The 17,054-nt window shown below is 57.5% G+C and carries 14 protein-coding genes; 5 read left to right on the top strand and 9 right to left on the bottom strand.

Going from position 1 to position 17,054, the window contains the following annotated elements:
• Nucleotide 1: 1 nt before the first annotated feature.
• The 7 genes from DMP05_RS04720 to DMP05_RS04690 all read right to left on the bottom strand — a co-directional run bounded on the left by DMP05_RS04720 (nucleotide 2) and on the right by DMP05_RS04690 (nucleotide 8,231).
• Entirely contained in the window at nucleotides 2-1,090 is a 1,089-nt protein-coding gene (locus DMP05_RS04720; protein ID WP_123219393.1) for a hydrogenase large subunit, read from the bottom strand.
• Between the two features lies 1 nt (nucleotide 1,091).
• A complete protein-coding gene (locus DMP05_RS04715) occupies nucleotides 1,092-1,721 on the bottom strand; it encodes an NADH-quinone oxidoreductase subunit C (RefSeq protein WP_123219435.1) in 630 nt (209 codons plus the stop codon).
• A gap of 11 nt (nucleotides 1,722-1,732) precedes the next feature.
• Entirely contained in the window at nucleotides 1,733-2,176 is a 444-nt protein-coding gene (locus tag DMP05_RS04710) for an NADH-quinone oxidoreductase subunit B family protein (protein WP_123219392.1), read from the bottom strand.
• Between the two features lie 12 nt (nucleotides 2,177-2,188).
• Nucleotides 2,189-5,071, bottom strand: coding sequence for a proton-conducting transporter transmembrane domain-containing protein (locus DMP05_RS04705; RefSeq protein WP_123219391.1), 2,883 nt, complete (start codon nucleotides 5,069-5,071; stop codon nucleotides 2,189-2,191).
• A 315-nt stretch (nucleotides 5,072-5,386) separates the two neighbouring features.
• Nucleotides 5,387-5,764 (bottom strand): PaaI family thioesterase, encoded by a 378-nt coding sequence (locus tag DMP05_RS04700; RefSeq protein ID WP_123219390.1) that lies wholly within the window; start codon nucleotides 5,762-5,764, stop codon nucleotides 5,387-5,389.
• A 279-nt stretch (nucleotides 5,765-6,043) separates the two neighbouring features.
• Nucleotides 6,044-7,183: a lysylphosphatidylglycerol synthase transmembrane domain-containing protein gene (locus DMP05_RS04695; RefSeq protein WP_123219389.1), complete on the bottom strand. Its 1,140-nt coding sequence runs from the start codon at nucleotides 7,181-7,183 to the stop codon at nucleotides 6,044-6,046.
• A gap of 19 nt (nucleotides 7,184-7,202) precedes the next feature.
• A complete protein-coding gene (locus tag DMP05_RS04690) occupies nucleotides 7,203-8,231 on the bottom strand; it encodes a glycosyltransferase family 2 protein (protein WP_161957469.1) in 1,029 nt (342 codons plus the stop codon).
• A gap of 622 nt (nucleotides 8,232-8,853) precedes the next feature.
• Here DMP05_RS04690 and sufC point away from each other — a divergent pair.
• From sufC to sufU, 5 genes are read left to right on the top strand one after another with little or no spacing between them, the layout of a single operon-like run.
• A complete protein-coding gene (gene sufC, locus DMP05_RS04685; RefSeq protein WP_123219387.1) occupies nucleotides 8,854-9,633 on the top strand; it encodes a Fe-S cluster assembly ATPase SufC in 780 nt (259 codons plus the stop codon).
• A gap of 15 nt (nucleotides 9,634-9,648) precedes the next feature.
• Nucleotides 9,649-11,061: a Fe-S cluster assembly protein SufB gene (gene sufB / locus DMP05_RS04680; RefSeq protein ID WP_114615034.1), complete on the top strand. Its 1,413-nt coding sequence runs from the start codon at nucleotides 9,649-9,651 to the stop codon at nucleotides 11,059-11,061.
• Complete coding sequence (locus tag DMP05_RS04675; RefSeq protein ID WP_123219386.1) at nucleotides 11,061-12,293, top strand: SufB/SufD family protein; 1,233 nt, start codon at nucleotides 11,061-11,063, stop codon at nucleotides 12,291-12,293. Before sufB ends, DMP05_RS04675 begins: the two co-directional genes overlap by 1 nt.
• Before the next feature lie 17 nt (nucleotides 12,294-12,310).
• Complete coding sequence (locus DMP05_RS04670) at nucleotides 12,311-13,639, top strand: aminotransferase class V-fold PLP-dependent enzyme (protein WP_123219385.1); 1,329 nt, start codon at nucleotides 12,311-12,313, stop codon at nucleotides 13,637-13,639.
• Nucleotides 13,629-14,084 (top strand): Fe-S cluster assembly sulfur transfer protein SufU, encoded by a 456-nt coding sequence (sufU, locus tag DMP05_RS04665; RefSeq protein ID WP_123219384.1) that lies wholly within the window; start codon nucleotides 13,629-13,631, stop codon nucleotides 14,082-14,084. Before DMP05_RS04670 ends, sufU begins: the two co-directional genes overlap by 11 nt.
• A gap of 151 nt (nucleotides 14,085-14,235) precedes the next feature.
• On the opposite strand, the gene DMP05_RS04660 is transcribed toward sufU, so the two are convergent.
• Complete coding sequence (locus DMP05_RS04660) at nucleotides 14,236-15,165, bottom strand: AEC family transporter (RefSeq protein ID WP_123219383.1); 930 nt, start codon at nucleotides 15,163-15,165, stop codon at nucleotides 14,236-14,238.
• Between the two features lie 253 nt (nucleotides 15,166-15,418).
• Nucleotides 15,419-16,573 carry a YkvI family membrane protein gene (locus DMP05_RS04655; RefSeq protein ID WP_123219382.1) on the bottom strand — a complete coding sequence of 385 codons (1,155 nt, stop codon included), beginning with the start codon at nucleotides 16,571-16,573 and terminating at the stop codon, nucleotides 15,419-15,421.
• Nucleotides 16,574-17,054 lie beyond the last annotated feature (481 nt).

Genomic DNA, 17,054 nt, shown 5'->3' with positions numbered 1-17,054 from the left:
CCTACCTTTCCGAACAGCTGATACATGGGTCGATCGTCAAAATGATATTAGGAACATCTGCCAAATCGCACCCTTCGAGCGCTTTCACCATGCCGGCAAGATTCTGCGTGGTGGGCGTGCGCATGCGCATGCGTTCCAAGTTCGCTGTGCCGTTGCCCAGCGCGTAGTAGTAGCATTCGCCGCGAGGCTGCTCGAGCACGTTGCACGCCTGAGCGCCGGCCGCAGGCTTGAGCTTGCTCTTCTCGCCGATGCCGTCGTTGGGAATCTTGGCGGCGAGTTCTTTGACGATGGCGATAGATTGGTTCACTTCCGCACAACGCACCTCGACGCGGGCGAGGCAGTCGCCGCCGGTAGACGTGATGGGCGTGAAATCGCTCAGCTCGCCATAGGCGCCATGGCCCAAAACGCGGCAATCGTACGGCACATTGCTCGCACGGGCGAACGGACCGACCATGCACAGCTCGGAAGCCTGCTGCTGGCTCAGGTAGCCAACCCCGTCCAAACGGCTGCGCACCGAGGAATCCTTCAGGAAGGTCGCGCAAATTTCCTTATATTCGCCCTCGATGGAATCGAGCTTGTCGCAAATCCAACGAAGCGTGTCGGCATCGATATCGCGCACAACGCCGCCGATTTGCACGTACGACAGAATCACGCGGCCGCCCGTGGTGGCCTCGAAAATGTCGAGCACACGCTCGCGCAAACGCCAACAATGCATGAATAGGCTCTCGAAACCGAAGGCGTCGGCGGCGAGGCCCAGCCACAACAGGTGCGAATGCACACGGGACAGCTCATGCAGAATCGCGCGCAGGTACTGCGCGCGCCTGGGAACTTCCACGCCCATGAGCGATTCGACGGTCTCGGCATAACCGAGCGAGTGGCCGAAGCTGCAAATGCCGCAAATGCGTTCTGCAACATAGATGAACTGGTGGATGTCGCGCGTCTCGACGAGCTTCTCCAATCCGCGATGCACGAAGCCGATCTGCGGAATAGCCTCAATAACGTGCTCGTCTTCAACCACGAGATCCAAATGCAAAGGCTCGGGCAACACAGGGTGCTGCGGGCCGAAAGGAATCACGGTCGCCTTGCCCATGCTACTCACCGCCTTTCGCAGACGCGTCGCCTTGAGCGGCGCACACCTTCGCTTCAAATGCTGCCATCACTTTCGCAGCTTTGTCTTCGGTCAGATTCGCGCACTTGGCCTCGACCTTCGCGCGCTCGGCCTCCCAATCAATAGCAGGTGCGGCCTGGACGCCCTCGCCCGCCGCAGCTTTGGCTTTTGAGGCGGCCTCTTGAGCGGCCTTTGCAGCCTTGGCGGCCTTTGCAGCGGCCAATTTCGCAGCCTTTTCACGCGCCGCCTTCTGAGCGGGAGAAATTACCGTCATGGGCTTATCCATGGCGACCTTGTAGAAGCCGCCCTTGAAGTCGATGGCGATATCGTCCACCTGCACGCCGAACAGGTCGTGCGCCTCATTTTCAAAGGGAAACGCGACAAGGTAGAACTTCGTAACCGAGGGAATATGCGTTTCGGGCTTCACGCCATGCACGCGATAGTTATGCATCGCATAGCCCTGATCGGCCGTTTTTTGATAGGAATACACCAGATCGATGCCTTCTTCGCCATTAATGCAAAGCACCTGCACGAAACGAGAATGCGCTTCATGCTCGCGCTCTGCGACGCTGAGGATATCGTCAATCGAAATATCTTCGAAATGCTGAGCCATTTGCATTGCCCTTAAGCCCCCTTTCGAGCTTCCGCAAGCTTCGCGCGCTTCTCTTCCAGCACGCCAATGCCCTCTACCACCGCGTCGATGATGGTCTCGGGGCGAATCGCGCACCCGGGAGCGTACACATCGACGGGAATCGCCTGGTCCACGCCGCCAATGACGTTGTAGCAATCGCGGAAAATGCCGCCCGAGCAGGCGCAAATGCCACATGCCACAACGACTTTCGGCTCAATCATCTGGTCGTAAATCTCGCGCAGCACTTCAGTATTCTGCGCATTCACAGCACCCGTGACCAAAAGAATGTCGGCGTGCTTCGGGTTGCCGGTGTTCACAACGCCAAAACGTTCGGCGTCGTAGAGCGGCGAGAGCGCGGCAAGCACCTCAATGTCGCAGCCGTTGCAGCTTGAGCCGTCGTAATGGATGACCCAGGGAGATTTCGAAACGTTACTCAAAGCGAGCCTCCTTTACGCGATAAGGGCGAACACGAGCCAGGCAGTGTTGGCAAGACCGCACACCAGCGCCACGATCCATGCCCACTTCAGGCACTTCTGCCACTTCACACGCGCGAAATTGTTGTCGATGAAGATCTCGAGGAAGAACGCGAGCGCAGCCACGGCGACAGCGAGCACGATAGATACCGGGTTGTCCCAGATGAAGAACATCGCGACCCAACCCAGGAACAACGTGGTCTCGCACCAGTGCATGACCTCGACTTTCGCCAACGTGCGACCGCTCATTTCGGTCGTGACGCCCTTCACAAGCTCTTGGTGCGCGTGGTGGCTGTATGACAGGTCGAACGGCGACTTACGCAGCTTAATGGTAAGCACGAACATGAGCGCCAGGAATGCGGGAATGCACACGACAATCATCGGAAGGCCGATGTTCGCGACGCCCGCCACATCGAAGGTGCCCAGAGCCAAGAACATGCACACGGCAACGAAGAGCACCGTGGGTTCATACGCCATGACCTGCAGCGTTTCGCGGTCGGCGCCAACCTCGGAATACGGGGAGCGCGAAGAATACGCAGCCACGATGAAGAACAGCGCCGAAAGCGTGATGAGGAAGACGCACATCAAGAAGTTGCCGCCCGCGACGAACACGCCGCCACCGATAACCGTGAGCACGAGCGCGAAGGTGATGTAGGTGCCTTCGACAGTGTTCACGCTCACGTCGTCTTTCTCGATGAGCTTGCGCACGTCGTAATAGGGCTGCAGCAACGGAGGTCCAACACGGCCCTGCATGCGAGCGGTGATTTTGCGGTCGAGGCCCGCGAGCAGGCAGCCAACCACGGGGCCGGCGATGGCGAACAGCACAATGCCGAGCAGCGTTTGCAGCAAGCCCTCGTTCATCGTGGCAAGCGGCATGTACATGGCAAGCGACGTGCCAACGAAGTTCTCGGCGCCCACCTGCGAACCCGCAAGGCTTGCAACCAGGCCCACGACCATGATCACGGCAGTCACGATAGTGGCAGGCTTATCGAGCACCTTCTCGCCGAAGAGCTCATTCATGTACCAGTTGCGCGAGGTGGCCTTCACTTCGCCGCCCAACGAACCGCGGAAGAGGCGTTCGTCGGAATCAACGGTAATACCGGCCATGTACACGGGCACGGTCTTCTTCTTCGACTTCGACATATCAAGCGTGCCGAAGAGCATAACCACGACCGCGAGCGCGATGATGGACATGATGTACATGTTGTCGACGCTGATGTTCGCGCCGAGCGCACCGTAGGTCACGACGAGGTACGGCTGGACAAACAGGTTGGACAGCGTGGGCATGCAGATGCAGGCGCCCGCCGTGAGCACTGCCATAAGCGCGAGGGCGAACCATTCGCTCTTATGGACCGAAAGCTCAACGTTCTGCTCGTGGGCAGCGATGCCTGCGAGCTTGCCGAACCATTTGCCCCAGAACATGAACGTCGCGGCACTGCCGAATGCAAGCAGCACGAGCAGTAGCACTTCGCCCGAAGACGCGAAGCTCGCGAGCGTCGCCCACTTCGAAACGAGCATACCGAACGGAGCCACGAACATAGCCATAATGCCGAGCATCATGAAGCGAGCCAGACGCGGCATGCGCTCGAACAAGCCGTCCATATCTTCGATGTCGCGGCTGCCGATATGATGTTCGGCGGTGCCGACGCAAAGGAACAGCAGCGACTTCGCCACAGCGTGGAAAATGACCAGGAAAATGGCCGCCCACACCGCTTCAGGCGTGCCGACACCAGCGCAGGCGACAATCAGGCCCAAGTTAGCGATGGTCGAGTACGCGAGCACGCGCTTAGCGTTGCTCTGCGAGATGGCCATGAAGGAAGCCAAGCAGAACGTGAGGCCGCCAATGAGCACGACCATGGCCGACGCCACGGGGAAAACCAGGAACAGCGGCGAGAGCTTGATAAGCAGGAAGCAGCCAGCTTTCACCATGGTGGAAGAATGCAGAAGCGCGCTGGTGGGCGTAGGCGCGACCATAGCGCCCAGAAGCCACGTGTGGAACGGCATCTGCGCCGCCTTCGTCATGCCGGCGAACGCGAGCAGGGCCACGGGCAAAACGAACACGCCGGCCGCAGCGGGGTCGGCGACGGCCACGTTCGCAGCAGTTTTCAAAAACTCGCTGAACAGGCGCGACTCGCCCTGAAGACCAAGCCAGAGAATCGCCGCTTGGAACGCGAGGCCGCCCAACATGTTCATGACGATCTGACGGAATGCGTTGTTGATGGCTTCTTCGGTCTTCGTGAAGCCGATGAGCAAGAACGAGCACAACGTGGTGACTTCCCAAGCCGTGTAAATCCAACACAGGTTGTCGGAAAGCACTACGTTGTACATGGCGGAAAGGAACGCGAACATGAGCGCGAAGAACCACGGACGACGGTCTTTCTGCTCGGGGTGATGCGCCTGGAAATCTTTCATGTAGCCAAGCGCGTACACGCAAATGCCCGTGCCAACGATGCCCAGGATGAGCACCATAATGATGCCGAGCGAATCGACATGCATTTGGCTTTCGAACTGCACCTCGCGCTGAATATTGTATTCAAACCACAGCGTGGTAAGAATTTGACCAATTGCCAGCACGAGCGGCAGCACGCGGCGATACTTCACCGAGTAGCACACGATGTACAGGCCAACCGTGATATCGATGACGATATTGACTACGGCAAGGAAGTGGCTGTACTCCATGGGGAGGTCGAAATACAGCGAACCCGCGCCCAAATTTTGGACGGCGAACGCGATGGAGAGCAGCGCGATAACGGCAGCGGACGCCACGCACAGCACGTCGCGAGCTTTATCGACACGCACGACGAGCATGAGCAGCGCCGCCACGCACGGCACCATGATCAACGAGACTATCAGTTCCATAAGCACTCCTGCCTAGCGATAAAACAAGCGGGAATTGCTACCCGCCGCATATCACTATAGTGAAATGGAGCGAAATGTAACTAGTGGGGTTCTATTTGTGCATAAGCTACACGGCGAGCGGTTGGGGCAAGAGCCGACTTGAGGCCTCGACGCGACGCGGCGTCCGAACCTGCTAAATGCTCGTAGCGTTTAACAGGTTCGATACGCTTCGAGATGAAATCGCTCAGAAACACCAACGCGAGCCATAAGCACATGCATGAACGAGTCCAATCGCACGCGATATGCCCCGCCGACTCGTCAGCACCATGCCGAAAGTTACTTAACCTTCTTCATATACATCGTCATTTGAGACGTGTTGAACATTTGGCCGTCCGACATGCGGAATTGCTCGACCTTCCATACGCGCACGCGACCGCCGTCGCGCACCGGCGTGGCCACAGTTTCGACGGTGTCGCCTTCATATACGGGCAACAGATGCGTGGTAGTGAGCTCCAGGCCCAATGCATGCGAAACCGCAGGGTCAGTATGCGCCGAAATGCATTCACTTGCAGCGTGCTCGGCCAAATAGGCGCTGATGCCGCCGTGAATCACGCCATGGCGCTGCAGCATATCTGCCGTCACAGGTGTATGCATGACGTACCGCTCAGGGGTATCTTCGACGATTTCAATATGCAGAATATCGGCCAAGCTCATGAAGCGCCCCTTTCAGGCAACAAACGAATCGCAATGCCGTCATACTACCGCAGCAGCAAACAAGGTGCGCCCCACAACTCGTCGTTTCCGACCAGATACGCCCTTCGCCGACCTCGCCCGCATTCGCTCGCTTTGCGAATTGAGCAAATCAACGAAGAAAATCGTCATCGACGGTCAAGGGTGCATTGGCGATACGACCGGGCCACAATACAGCCGAGCTTCAAAGCCCAAACCGCAACCCCGCGCGGCATCGTGGCAATTCCCGAACGCTCGTTATTCTTATTCGAGATTCTTATTGGCCTCTTGGGCGCGCACAGCATCGCCACGATTCATGGCGAGCGTAACGAACATACCTGTCACAATGGGAAAATAGAATGTAAGGAAACGCCAAATGAACGTTGAGAGCGCGACAAACGACGCGCTTGGGTAAATCGTGCTGAAGAAAAGCGCGTAGCTCGTTTCGGCAGCACCCATGGCACCTGGGGTGGGAACGAACGACGAAATCATGTACACGAACGCCTGGCACGAAATCACGGTAAGGAAATCGCCGTCGCAGCCCAAACCGCGCATAATCACGTAGCTAATGGCAAAGAACTCAAGCAGCTGGACGAACGTAACCGCGATGCTTCTCGCAAACAGACGCGGCTTTTTCATCATGTAGCGCATCTCGTTGTACGCGTCGTCGATAGTCTTGGTGGTATCGACAATCCGCTTTTCGGGGTCTTTCACGATATGCATCTTACCCGCAAGCTTAAACGCCCAGGTCATGAGTTTCACGATGCCATTACGCCAAAATGCGATGGCTAGCAGCATCAAAAGCAGTCCCAAGCCGCCAATAAAGCCGATAACGACAAGCGTGGTGAGCGCAGAGTTCTCTTCGACGAAATAATGCAGGCGGAACAACAGCACCAATGCACAAAAAGCGCTCGTCGCAACTTGATAGGTCACAAAGCGGCTCACGAGCATCGGCATGCTCTTGGAAAGCGGCATGCCGAAACGGTTGTAGTAATACGCCTGAAACGGCTGACCTCCGCTCGATAGCGGTGTGATGCAATTGAAATACTGGCCGATAATCGTGCACAAAAACGTATCGCGGAAACGGAATTTCGGAAACATGTCACGCGAAAAAATTTGCATGCAAACCGATTCGAAAAACCAGTAGCCCACAACCATGAGCACCGCAAGCACGAGCCACGGCCAGCGCATGCTCGAAAGGGCATTGGCCATGTCTTCGCCCTCGCCCGCAAAAAACAGGTAACCAACGAGCATACCGAACGCGAAAATGCACAGCACGACATTGAGCAAACGCCCCTTGATATGGGGTCGCTCCATAGCTGTTTCGGGGGCGATTTCGTTGAGCAAATTCGGCTCGAGAATCGCCTCTTCAAATGGCTCTTTTTTCTGATTGTCGTTTGCCATGGCCTCTTCTCACGTTGCGCTATGCGAATTTGAACAGGTTCGCCGCTATACCGTAGCCGCATTTCGCAGCCCAGCGACCGAGTGCCGTTTTACGATTAACCAGACCCGCCAACGTGAAGCGAAGCTTGCGGCACAACACAGGATCACTCTGGCGAAGGTAGCGCCAGAGCTTCTTATTATCCTCGATGGATTCGGGCGTATTGATCTGGAACAGATGGATAGACGAAACGGTGAGCATCGCGGAAAGATACCGCATCGAGCAACTCGCCAAACGAGGGCTAATCGCCTGCAGCTTTTCATAATCAAAACCGTCAATCGCCAGATGCGTCGCATGAATCTGGTCGGCGATGTGGCGCTTGAGCACCGAAGGGTCAATTGACTGGCCCTCGCGGCCAATGGTGTACCAATACAAGTCGCAATCGTGGTAATAGAGCTTCTTCACGAAACGCAGGGGCTTGAGCATGAGCAGGCTGTCCATATACGACATGCCTTCGGGCAACACCAAGCCGCTCTCGCGCACCACGCTCGTGCGATAAATCGCGCTGTGGATCATGATGTACTGATCGAGGCTCGGATTGCTCATCGCGTCCCAGCCAACGACCTTATCGCTCGGAAGGAGCTTCTCGTACGAAATAGTATGTCGGTCGCCGTTTTCTACGCGGTTGTACACGTAATTCACCATGTACAAATCAACGCCCGCCTGTTGTTCCTCCAACATGCGAAGGCGAGAAACGACCTCGGTGAGCTTCGCGGAATCGAGCCAATCATCGGAGTCGACGATATAGAAAAACGTCCCCGACGCCAGTTCGAGAGCATGGTTCACCGCACCGCCCCAGTTGCGATTCTCCTGGTCAACAGCCACAACAATGCCCGGATACCGCTCGGCGTAATCGCGTGCCACCTGAAGCGTGCCATCCTTCGAACCGTCGTTGACAACGAGCACTTCAACCTCGTCGCCCGACCGAACGAGCGAATCAAGGCACGTGTGCAAATAAGACGCAGCATTATATGCGGGAACGGCAATTGTCAGCAGTTTCGAATTCGGCATACCAATCATTTCAATATCGACTCGAAGCGGCCAAGCAGAAGCGTAGCCGTTTTTCGTAACTGCCAGAGTATAGCCTTTTAGAAAGAAGAAGCATCGACCGTGCCGTCAATAAGCAGAAAACCGTTGCGCGAACGTAAACCAAGCGTAAGGACGAAGAAGGCGAAATCGCGTCAACCCTCCCACTTGGCACGCAGATCGCACCAAGCAGGTCGTCCCAACTCACCATCGCGGCAACACGGCCTCGCCCGACTAGGCACGACCGAGTCGTATGAGCAACTTTGTCCAAAGACGCTCCCCCATGAAGCAATCGCAGTAGCCATCGATCCTCAAATGAAACACCGCGCGGCAAAGGCAACGTCACCCAGCAATATGCCCGCATAGCGCTCGAGGCATCGCACCATTCAACAACCGTGTAAGGACTCTTCGTGCCAATTCGTCCCATGGAAGGATAATTCGCCTTGAATGAGGTGCCTGGTTGGTTTATCTTAATCCCGTTACATAGGTTGGTTTAATAGGCTTGCACGCGTGGGCGCCTCAATCAAAAGACGAAGGCACCATGCAGCGTCGCCTGCCAACAACTCTTGTATTCAAAAGGGGTATATATAAGAGAAAGGCAATTGCCATGGCATTAGAAACCTCAACGGGAGAGCTGCTGCGCGTCAGCGGCCTCACCGCGTCGGTCGACGAAAAGGAGATTCTGCACGGCATCGACCTGAGCGTCGCTCAAGGCGAAACCCACGTGCTCATGGGCCCTAACGGCGCCGGCAAATCCACCCTTGGCCATGTCGTAATGGGCGATCCCACGTACAACGTGACCGCTGGCTCCATCGTGTTCAACGGCCAGGACGTTACTACGCTTTCGCCCGACAAGCGCAGCCATGCAGGCATGTTCTTGAGCTTCCAGGCGCCCGTCGAAATTCCCGGCGTTCCGCTGTCGAGCTTCCTGCGCGCAGCGGCCGCTGGCCGCGAGGGCCTGAACCTTAAGGGCAAGCAGTTCCGCAAGCACACCCAAGAACTGTGCGAAGAACTCGACTTCGACCCCGCCTACCTCGACCGCGAGCTGGGCGTTGGCTTCTCGGGCGGCGAAAAGAAGAAGCTCGAAATGCTGCAGCTGCTGCTGCTCAAGCCGAAGCTGGCCATTCTCGACGAAACCGACTCGGGCCTCGACGTCGACGCCCTTTCCGTCGTTTCGCGCGGCATCGATGCATACCGCCATACCTGTGACGGCACGCTCATCATCATCACGCACAACACGCGCATTCTTGAGCGCGTCGATGTCGACCGCGTGCATGTCATGGTGAAGGGCCGCATGGTGCACGAAGGCCCGGCCTCGCTCATAGAGAAAATCGACACGGAAGGCTTCGAGCAGTTCGAGCAAGCCGCCCAGGCCGCGCAAGCGTAAAGGCGGAGGCTCACTATGGCAAAGCAACATTCCGAAGTTGCGGACATCGACCGCAGCCTCTACGACTTCCGCTACGGCGAAGAGGGCTTCGAGCGCCTCGATGCAGGTCTCACGCCCGAAATCGTACGCGAGATTTCCGCGAAGAAAGACGAGCCCGAATGGATGCTCGAGTTTCGCCTGAAGTCGCTCGAAATTTACAAGAGCATGTCTGCCCCCGATTGGGGTCCGTCTATCGCGGGCTTGGACATGGACAACATCGTCACTTACGTCAAGCCCAATACCGACCAGAAAAGCGACTGGGAAAGCCTGCCCGACGACGTGAAGAACACGTTCGACCGTCTGGGCATTCCGCAAGCCGAGCGCGCGTATCTCGCAGGCGTCGGCGCCCAGTACGACTCCGAGCTCGTGTATCACAACATGCAAGACACCGCCTCGAAGATGGGCATCGTGTATTCGGGCATCGAAGAAGCGCTGCACGACCCCAAGTGGGAGCCGCTCATTCGCGAGAAATTCATGACGCTCATTCCGCCCACCGACCATAAATTCGCAGCGCTCCACGGCGCCGTGTGGTCGGGCGGCAGCTTCGTGTACGTGCCGAAAGACACCAAACTCGACTTCCCGCTGCAGAGTTACTTCCGCCTGAATGCGAAGGGCGCAGGCCAGTTCGAGCACACGCTCATCATTGTAGAAGATGGTGCCGATCTGCACTTCATCGAAGGCTGCTCGGCCCCGAAATACAACGTGGCGAACCTGCACGCAGGCGCCGTTGAGCTGTTCGTTGGCAAAAACGCGCACCTGCGCTATTCGACCATCGAGAACTGGTCGAAGAACATGTACAACCTGAACACGAAACGCTCGGTATGCGACGAGGGCGGATCGATCGAATGGGTTTCGGGCAGCTTCGGCAGCCATGTAGGCTACCTCTATCCCATGTCTATTCTTTCCGGACGCAAGTCGACCTGCACTTTCACGGGCATTACGTTCGCCGGCCAGGGCCAAAACCTCGATACCGGCTGCAAAGTCGTGCTCGCTGCACCCGACACGAGCGCTGCGATTGAAACAAAGTCGATTTCGAAGGGCGGCGGCGTGTCCACGTTCCGCTCGAGCGTCGTGGCAACCGAGAAGGCCGAGAACTCCGCCGCATCGGTAAGCTGCCAATCGCTCATGCTCGACGCCGACAGCCGCTCCGACACCATTCCTGCAATGGACATTCGCTGCAAGAACGTCGACGTGGGCCACGAGGCCACCATCGGCCGCATCTCCGACGACACCGTGTTCTATCTTATGAGCCGCGGTATTTCCGAAGAAGAAGCGCGCACCATGGTCGTCAACGGCTTTGCCGACCCCGTGAGCAAAGAACTGCCGCTCGAATACGCAGTCGAAATGAACAACCTCATCAAACTCGAAATGGAAGGGGCGATTGGATAATGGTCGAAACCACCACGACGACCCTGCGCGCCAACGCGCTCATCTCCCCCACCTGGCATCGCTTAGATATGAACGAAGCGGAAGTCGACGTTGTCGACTCCATTGCCGACGGTATCGAGATTCACGTGCCCGAAGGCGCGCAAGAAGCCGAGTTCGGCGCATTTGCCACCGCTGCGCTTGCCGCATGGGCTACGCGCCCCGATCAGGCGAAAACCCAGAATAACACCCAGCCCGACGACGAGATTCTCAACGGCAGCGAAGTGAACCTCGATTTGGCCGCAACGTCGCCCGTCACGCGCGACATGCCTCAGGCCTTCGAGCACGGCATGGGCCGCACCGCAGGCGAGTGGCTCGCCGCGCACGCAGCCAAAACGCGTGCCGTGCGTGTTCCCGCTGGTACCGCACTTGCCGAGCCCATCGTCGTGCATGCGCATGGCAAAAACGCCGCCGCAAGCGTCGCTTCCCTCGACGTTGTCGTCGAAGAAGGCGCGAGCGCCCAGGTGCTCGTGTGCTTCGACGCCCCCGAGGCGGGCGAAGGCGTCATCGGCTCCACGCTCGGCGTATTTGCCGATGCCGACGCGCACGTAGACATTCAAACCGTGCATGCCGCCAGCGACGGCTTTACCACCATGGACGACACTGCGCTGTTCCTCGACGACGACGCACGCATCACCGTGCGCCACACCGTACTCGGCGCAGGCAAATCGTTTGTGGGCCTGGCCGGCAACCTGTCGGGCAAGCGCTCCGACGTGCACGTGACCACGCGCTATGTGGGCCATGGCGAAGAAGCGCTCGACTTCAACTACCTGCTGCGCCACCGCGGTGAGAAAACCACGTGCCTCATGGACGCGCAAGGCGTGCTCACCGACGAGTGCACGAAAATTCTTCGCGGCACCATTGATTTGGCATGCGGTTGCGCAGGCGCGGAAGGCACCGAAACCGAATCGGTCATCCTCGCCGACGAGCGCGTGAAGAACAATTCGATTCCCATTATCCTGTGCAGCGAAGACGACGTCGCGGGCAACCACGGCGCTACTATTGGCCACATGCGCCCCGAACAACTCAACTACCTCATGAGCCGCGGCATTTCGCAAGAAGCCGCCGAGCGCCTGTTCGCCACCGCAACGTTTGAAGATGCCGCGATTACCACGCCCGACGCCTACACGCGCCAGGCAATTGCGAAACTCGCAGCCGAAATTGGCGTTCCCGCCCAATTCGACGAAGCCGAATAGATTCGAGGCTCACGCTTATGACTGAAACCACCAACACCGCCGCGAGCGCCTGCGCCATCGCCGATGCCGCCCATGCCGCGGCGACTTCGGCCACCGCTCCCGATATCGTGTGCGCGGCCAACATCGCCGAAAACCCCTACAAGCGCGACTTCCCGCTGCTCGCCAACCATCCCGACCTCGCGTTCCTCGACAGCGCCGCAACCGCGCAGCGCCCGAAAACCGTGCTCGACGCTCAGCGCCGCTTCTACGAGGAAATGAACGCGAACGCACTGCGCGGCCTTTACCGCCTATCCGTCGAAGCAACCGAGGCAATCGATGTGGCACGCAACCGCGTTGCGAGGTTCATCGGCGCTCCCAAGGCCCAAGATGTCGTAATGTGCCGCAACGCGAGCGAGGCGCTCAACATCGTCGCCAAAGCGTTCGCTCCGACGGTTCTCGAGCCGGGCGATGAAGTGTGCATCACCATCATGGAGCACCACTCGAACCTCATCCCGTGGCAGCAAGCCTGTCGCGCGGCGGGCGCGAAGCTCGTGTACCTCTACCCCGACGAGAACGGCATTATCACGCCCGAAGAAATGGATGCGAAAATCGGCCCGAAGACGAAGATTCTCTCGTGCGTGCACGTGTCCAATGTTTTGGGTATCGAAAACCCCGTCAAGGAACTCGGTCGCCGCGTGCATGAGCAGGGCGGCTACTTCGTGGTCGACGGCGCCCAGTCGGTGCCGCACGTGAAGGTCGACGTAACCGAAATCGGCTGCGACTTCCTGGCGTTCTCGGCGCACAAGCTCTTTGGCCCCTTCGGCATGGGCGTGCTGTGGGGCAAAGACGAACTGCTCAACGCCATGCCGCCCTTCCTTACCGGCGGCGAAATGATCGACAACGTGACCGAGCAAGACGCCACCTGGGCGCCTGTCCCCGAGAAGTTCGAGGCGGGCACGCAAGACGCGGCAGGCATCTACGCCACCGCCGCAGCCGTCGCCTACGTCGAATCGGTGGGCATCGATGTTATCGAAGCCCGCGAGAAAGCCCTTGTAGCCTATTGCATGGAAGAGCTCGGCAAGCTCGATTTCGTCACTATCATCGGCCACCCCGATGCAAACATGCATCATGGCGTCGTGAGCTTTAATGTGAACGGCATTCACCCGCACGACGTGGCGAGTATCCTCGACATGGACCAGGTCGCCATTCGCGCTGGCCATCATTGCGCCCAGCCGCTTCTCACCTGGCTTGGCGTTGAAAACCTCGCCTGCTGCCGCGCGTCGCTCGCCTTCTACAACGACAAGGGCGACGTCGACAAGCTGGTGGCTGGCCTGAATCGAGTTTGGAGCATGTTCCATGGCGAATAGCGGAATTTACACCACGGCGTTGATGGACCACAACGCACACCCCGATTACAAATACGAGATGGATGGCGCCACGCATACGCACGAAGGCATCAACCCGAGCTGCGGCGACGAACTCACGCTGTCGTTGCGCGTCGAGGACGGAGTGATTGAGGAAGCGGCCTTCACCGGTCACGGTTGCGCTGTGAGCCAGGCTTCTGCCGACATGATGGCCGACGTGATTACCGGCGAGACCGTCGAAGAGGCACTGCGTCTCTCGCAATTGTTCATTGACATGATTAAGGGCAAGGAACTCACCGAGCAAGACAAAATCGACCTCGATGAAGCTGCCCAGCTGCAAGACATTTCCCACATGCCTGCACGCGTGAAGTGCGCCGAACTCGCTTGGCGCACCCTCGACGGCATGCTGCGCGAAAATGCCGACGCAGCTCCTGCGACCACCGAATAGCTGCTTTTTTCGAAGTTCGTTCGACCTACCGAGGAGGTCTAATTCCCGTTCCTTCACAACGTTCCAGGCGTTCAGGAATGAGAATTAGGCCTCCTCTTGGTTTTTATCTTTTCGAACATCAATTCAAGCTATACCTCGCCTTCTACCCTGTCTACGCCGCAACGCCCGTCGCGAGCACGATTGCCGTTGCGACTACGATAGCCTCCACAATCGTGATGCCGTTTGAAAGTCCGGCAAGCTTTTCGTCGCCGCCGCACCATAACGTGAAGGTAGGCCCCATAGCACTTGCCGGCGCCCACAAAAGAATGCACACGACCAGCTTTGTCATGAAATCAAACGGCAAGAACGCGAAGGTCAACATGCAGAATGCGATTGAAAACAGCGCACGCGCCCCAAGAATAATTGCAACCTTCTTAAGCTTCGCGCCCGCCGACGTAAAGCCAATCATAAGACCGAGCATAAGCATGGCACAAAACGCATTCGCATTCGCAATGGGCTCGGTAAACGCGACAACCTGCTGCGGAATTTGGATATCGAAAACTGCAAGTACGATCAAAATGAGGTACGCATCGAATGGCAATGAGCTAAACAGCCGTTTCATGACGAATTTCAGGGGTTGTTCGATTGGCCCCTTGCCCGTTCCCGCAACAAGGCCGGTCAACGCATAGGCGCCACCTGTCATCATCATGGCATTTCCCGCATCGAACATGCATACCGCGACGGCCATTTCCGGTGAAAAAAGCGCTTGAACATACGGCAGCGCAAAACATCCAATGTTGAAACCGCATATGTTAAGCATGTAGAAGACTCGGTCGTCTCGCTCGCAGCGCCTGCTCACAATCGCGGCTACGACGTACGGAACGAACGCGCACGCAAGCCCAACGGGCACGAGCACAAGAAGCTGCGGCGTGAACTGGGCACTTCCGAACGCATGCACCACCGAGCACGGCAGCGTGAACATGAACACGATTTTCGATACAACCTCGCCGGGGCGCTTTCCGAACGAACCCGATCGCCCAGCGAAGTATCCAGCGAAGATTATCGCCACAAACGCCGCAACCTTTATGAGAACGCCTTCCACGGCGTCGCCTCCTCAATACAAAAGGAATGAATCGGTTTCCAAGACAAAGCGGATGAGGTCGTGCGCGCTCGCCGGCTGCCGCCGCGCCGTTCTTCGACCCACAGCCGCGTCCGCTCGCCGGCTGCCGCCGCGCCGTTCTTCGACCCACAGCCGCGTCCGCTCGCCGGCATGCCGACACGCCCGCCCGAACCCCAGACAACCAAAAAAGGCGCCGGCCGAAGCCAGCGCCTGATTTCATGCTCTGAAACGAGCCTTATTCCTGGGGCTCCTTCTTGCCGAAGCACTTCCAGCGAAGGAACTGAACAAACACCACGACCATGAAGACGATGCCAACATAACCCACGAATGGGTAGATGATGTTAATGAGCACCGAGAACTTGAACTGGCCACCAATGAGGAAGATCACAGCAAGCGCAATGAGCATCGCGCGGTACTTCACGGGATCCTTCTCGTCTTTTACAAACAGGTTCGCAACCGAAATCATCATAGGGACAATGGTGTTGTAAATCATGATGATGAGAATAGCCGCGTAAATTGCACCCATGACAGGGTTGAGCATCTTGGCGAACTCAAGGCCAGGAACCTCAAGCATGTAAACCTGATCGTAGGTGGTAAGCATGCCGAAGTTCAGCGCAAGCGCGCACAGGCCCAGCAGAATGCCGCCGAGCAGGCCACCCCACAGGGCCTCCTTGCCGTTTTTGGCCTGCGTGCCAACCTTGGAAATGAATGGAACGCCAGCGACGATGTTGTGGGCAACATAGTTCAAGGCAGTCACGATAATGACGATCCACAGGGGAGCCGCGAAATCAACAGCGCGCAGCACATTGCCCGAAGCGTCGGCAGCAGCGACCATCGCGTCGGCATTAGCGAGGTTGCCCCAGTTCATTGCGGCAGTCACAAGAGACACGCCAACAAGGAACACGATGCAGATAGGAGCCGTGGAGCCCAGAACCTTGGTCAGCTTTTCCAGGCCAAGCCATGCGCTACCCAAGGCAATAAGCGCCATAACCGTAGAACCGGCAACCGCAGGAATACCGAAGTACTGCTCGAACATCGCACCCGAGCCAGAGGTCATAACAATGCCGACAAGGAAGCAGAACAGCACCGAGAAAATATCCATGAACGCGCCGAAATACTTGCCGCAGTAATGGCGGAATGCGGAGAAGTGCTCCGATTTCGCGAACTTCCAGCCGTAATACGTAACGGCGGCGCACATAAGTGCGAACAGCACCATGGTAAGCACAGCGCCCCACACGCCCGGAATGCCGTATGCCGTAAAGTACTGCATGACCTCCTGGCCCGATGCAAAGCCAGAACCGACAAGCGTGCCAACGACGGCGCCGCCGATTTGCAGCACGCGTCCAACGCTGGACTTTTCTTTGGTTGACTCTTTGACTTCTTCAGCCATGGCCAAACCTCCTTGACTCGAGCGCGAAGTCCCTTCACCAGGCAGTGTGGCGACCTTTGACATTCGCTCGCGCATCCCAAACGAAACGCCCGCGAATGCCTCCTGGCATTCTTCACGTGCAGAGTGCTTCGCGCTATCGCCCTTGCACGCATTCTTAGGACAAACCGATATCATCCGTCCCAAGTTAAGTAGCTTTTATATCAAATGAAGATTTCCGATTTGTTACGGAGTTGTCACTGGCACGAATCTAGGAGGCTAGTTCCCTTTTGCCTACGCGTGCAATTGCCAGCTTGGATGTGGATGCGCCTATGAAATGGGCTCACTTATTTACTTGGTAATTGGGAGAGCTTCATCGCCTCATAATTGGACGCACCCATTGCACATACTCGATTAATCGAACATTTGTGCCTTTTTCGAAAGCACGCTTTCCCTTGCTGCCGAGGTGTTAGAATCAGACGCTGTTTCCAGAAGAAGAGGTTCA

Source organism: Slackia isoflavoniconvertens, assembly GCF_003725955.1.
GTDB classification, from domain to species: Bacteria; Actinomycetota; Coriobacteriia; order Coriobacteriales; family Eggerthellaceae; genus Slackia; species Slackia isoflavoniconvertens.
This window is presented reverse-complemented; position numbering and strand designations above follow the sequence as displayed.

Excerpts from the sequence above, each read along its gene's own strand:
- DMP05_RS04720 (WP_123219393.1), bottom strand. The coding sequence starts at position 1,090 with ATGGGCAAGGCGACCGTGATTCCTTTCGGCCCGCAGCACCCTGTGTTG.
- DMP05_RS04715 (WP_123219435.1), bottom strand. The coding sequence starts at position 1,721 with ATGGCTCAGCATTTCGAAGATATTTCGATTGACGATATCCTCAGCGTC.
- DMP05_RS04705 (WP_123219391.1), bottom strand. The coding sequence starts at position 5,071 with ATGGAACTGATAGTCTCGTTGATCATGGTGCCGTGCGTGGCGGCGCTG.
- DMP05_RS04700 (WP_123219390.1), bottom strand. The coding sequence starts at position 5,764 with ATGAGCTTGGCCGATATTCTGCATATTGAAATCGTCGAAGATACCCCT.
- DMP05_RS04695 (WP_123219389.1), bottom strand. The coding sequence starts at position 7,183 with ATGGCAAACGACAATCAGAAAAAAGAGCCATTTGAAGAGGCGATTCTC.
- DMP05_RS04690 (WP_161957469.1), bottom strand. The coding sequence starts at position 8,231 with ATGCCGAATTCGAAACTGCTGACAATTGCCGTTCCCGCATATAATGCT.
- sufC (WP_123219387.1), top strand. The coding sequence starts at position 8,854 with ATGGCATTAGAAACCTCAACGGGAGAGCTGCTGCGCGTCAGCGGCCTC.
- sufB (WP_114615034.1), top strand. The coding sequence starts at position 9,649 with ATGGCAAAGCAACATTCCGAAGTTGCGGACATCGACCGCAGCCTCTAC.
- DMP05_RS04675 (WP_123219386.1), top strand. The coding sequence starts at position 11,061 with ATGGTCGAAACCACCACGACGACCCTGCGCGCCAACGCGCTCATCTCC.
- DMP05_RS04670 (WP_123219385.1), top strand. The coding sequence starts at position 12,311 with ATGACTGAAACCACCAACACCGCCGCGAGCGCCTGCGCCATCGCCGAT.
- sufU (WP_123219384.1), top strand. The coding sequence starts at position 13,629 with ATGGCGAATAGCGGAATTTACACCACGGCGTTGATGGACCACAACGCA.
- DMP05_RS04655 (WP_123219382.1), bottom strand. The coding sequence starts at position 16,573 with ATGGCTGAAGAAGTCAAAGAGTCAACCAAAGAAAAGTCCAGCGTTGGA.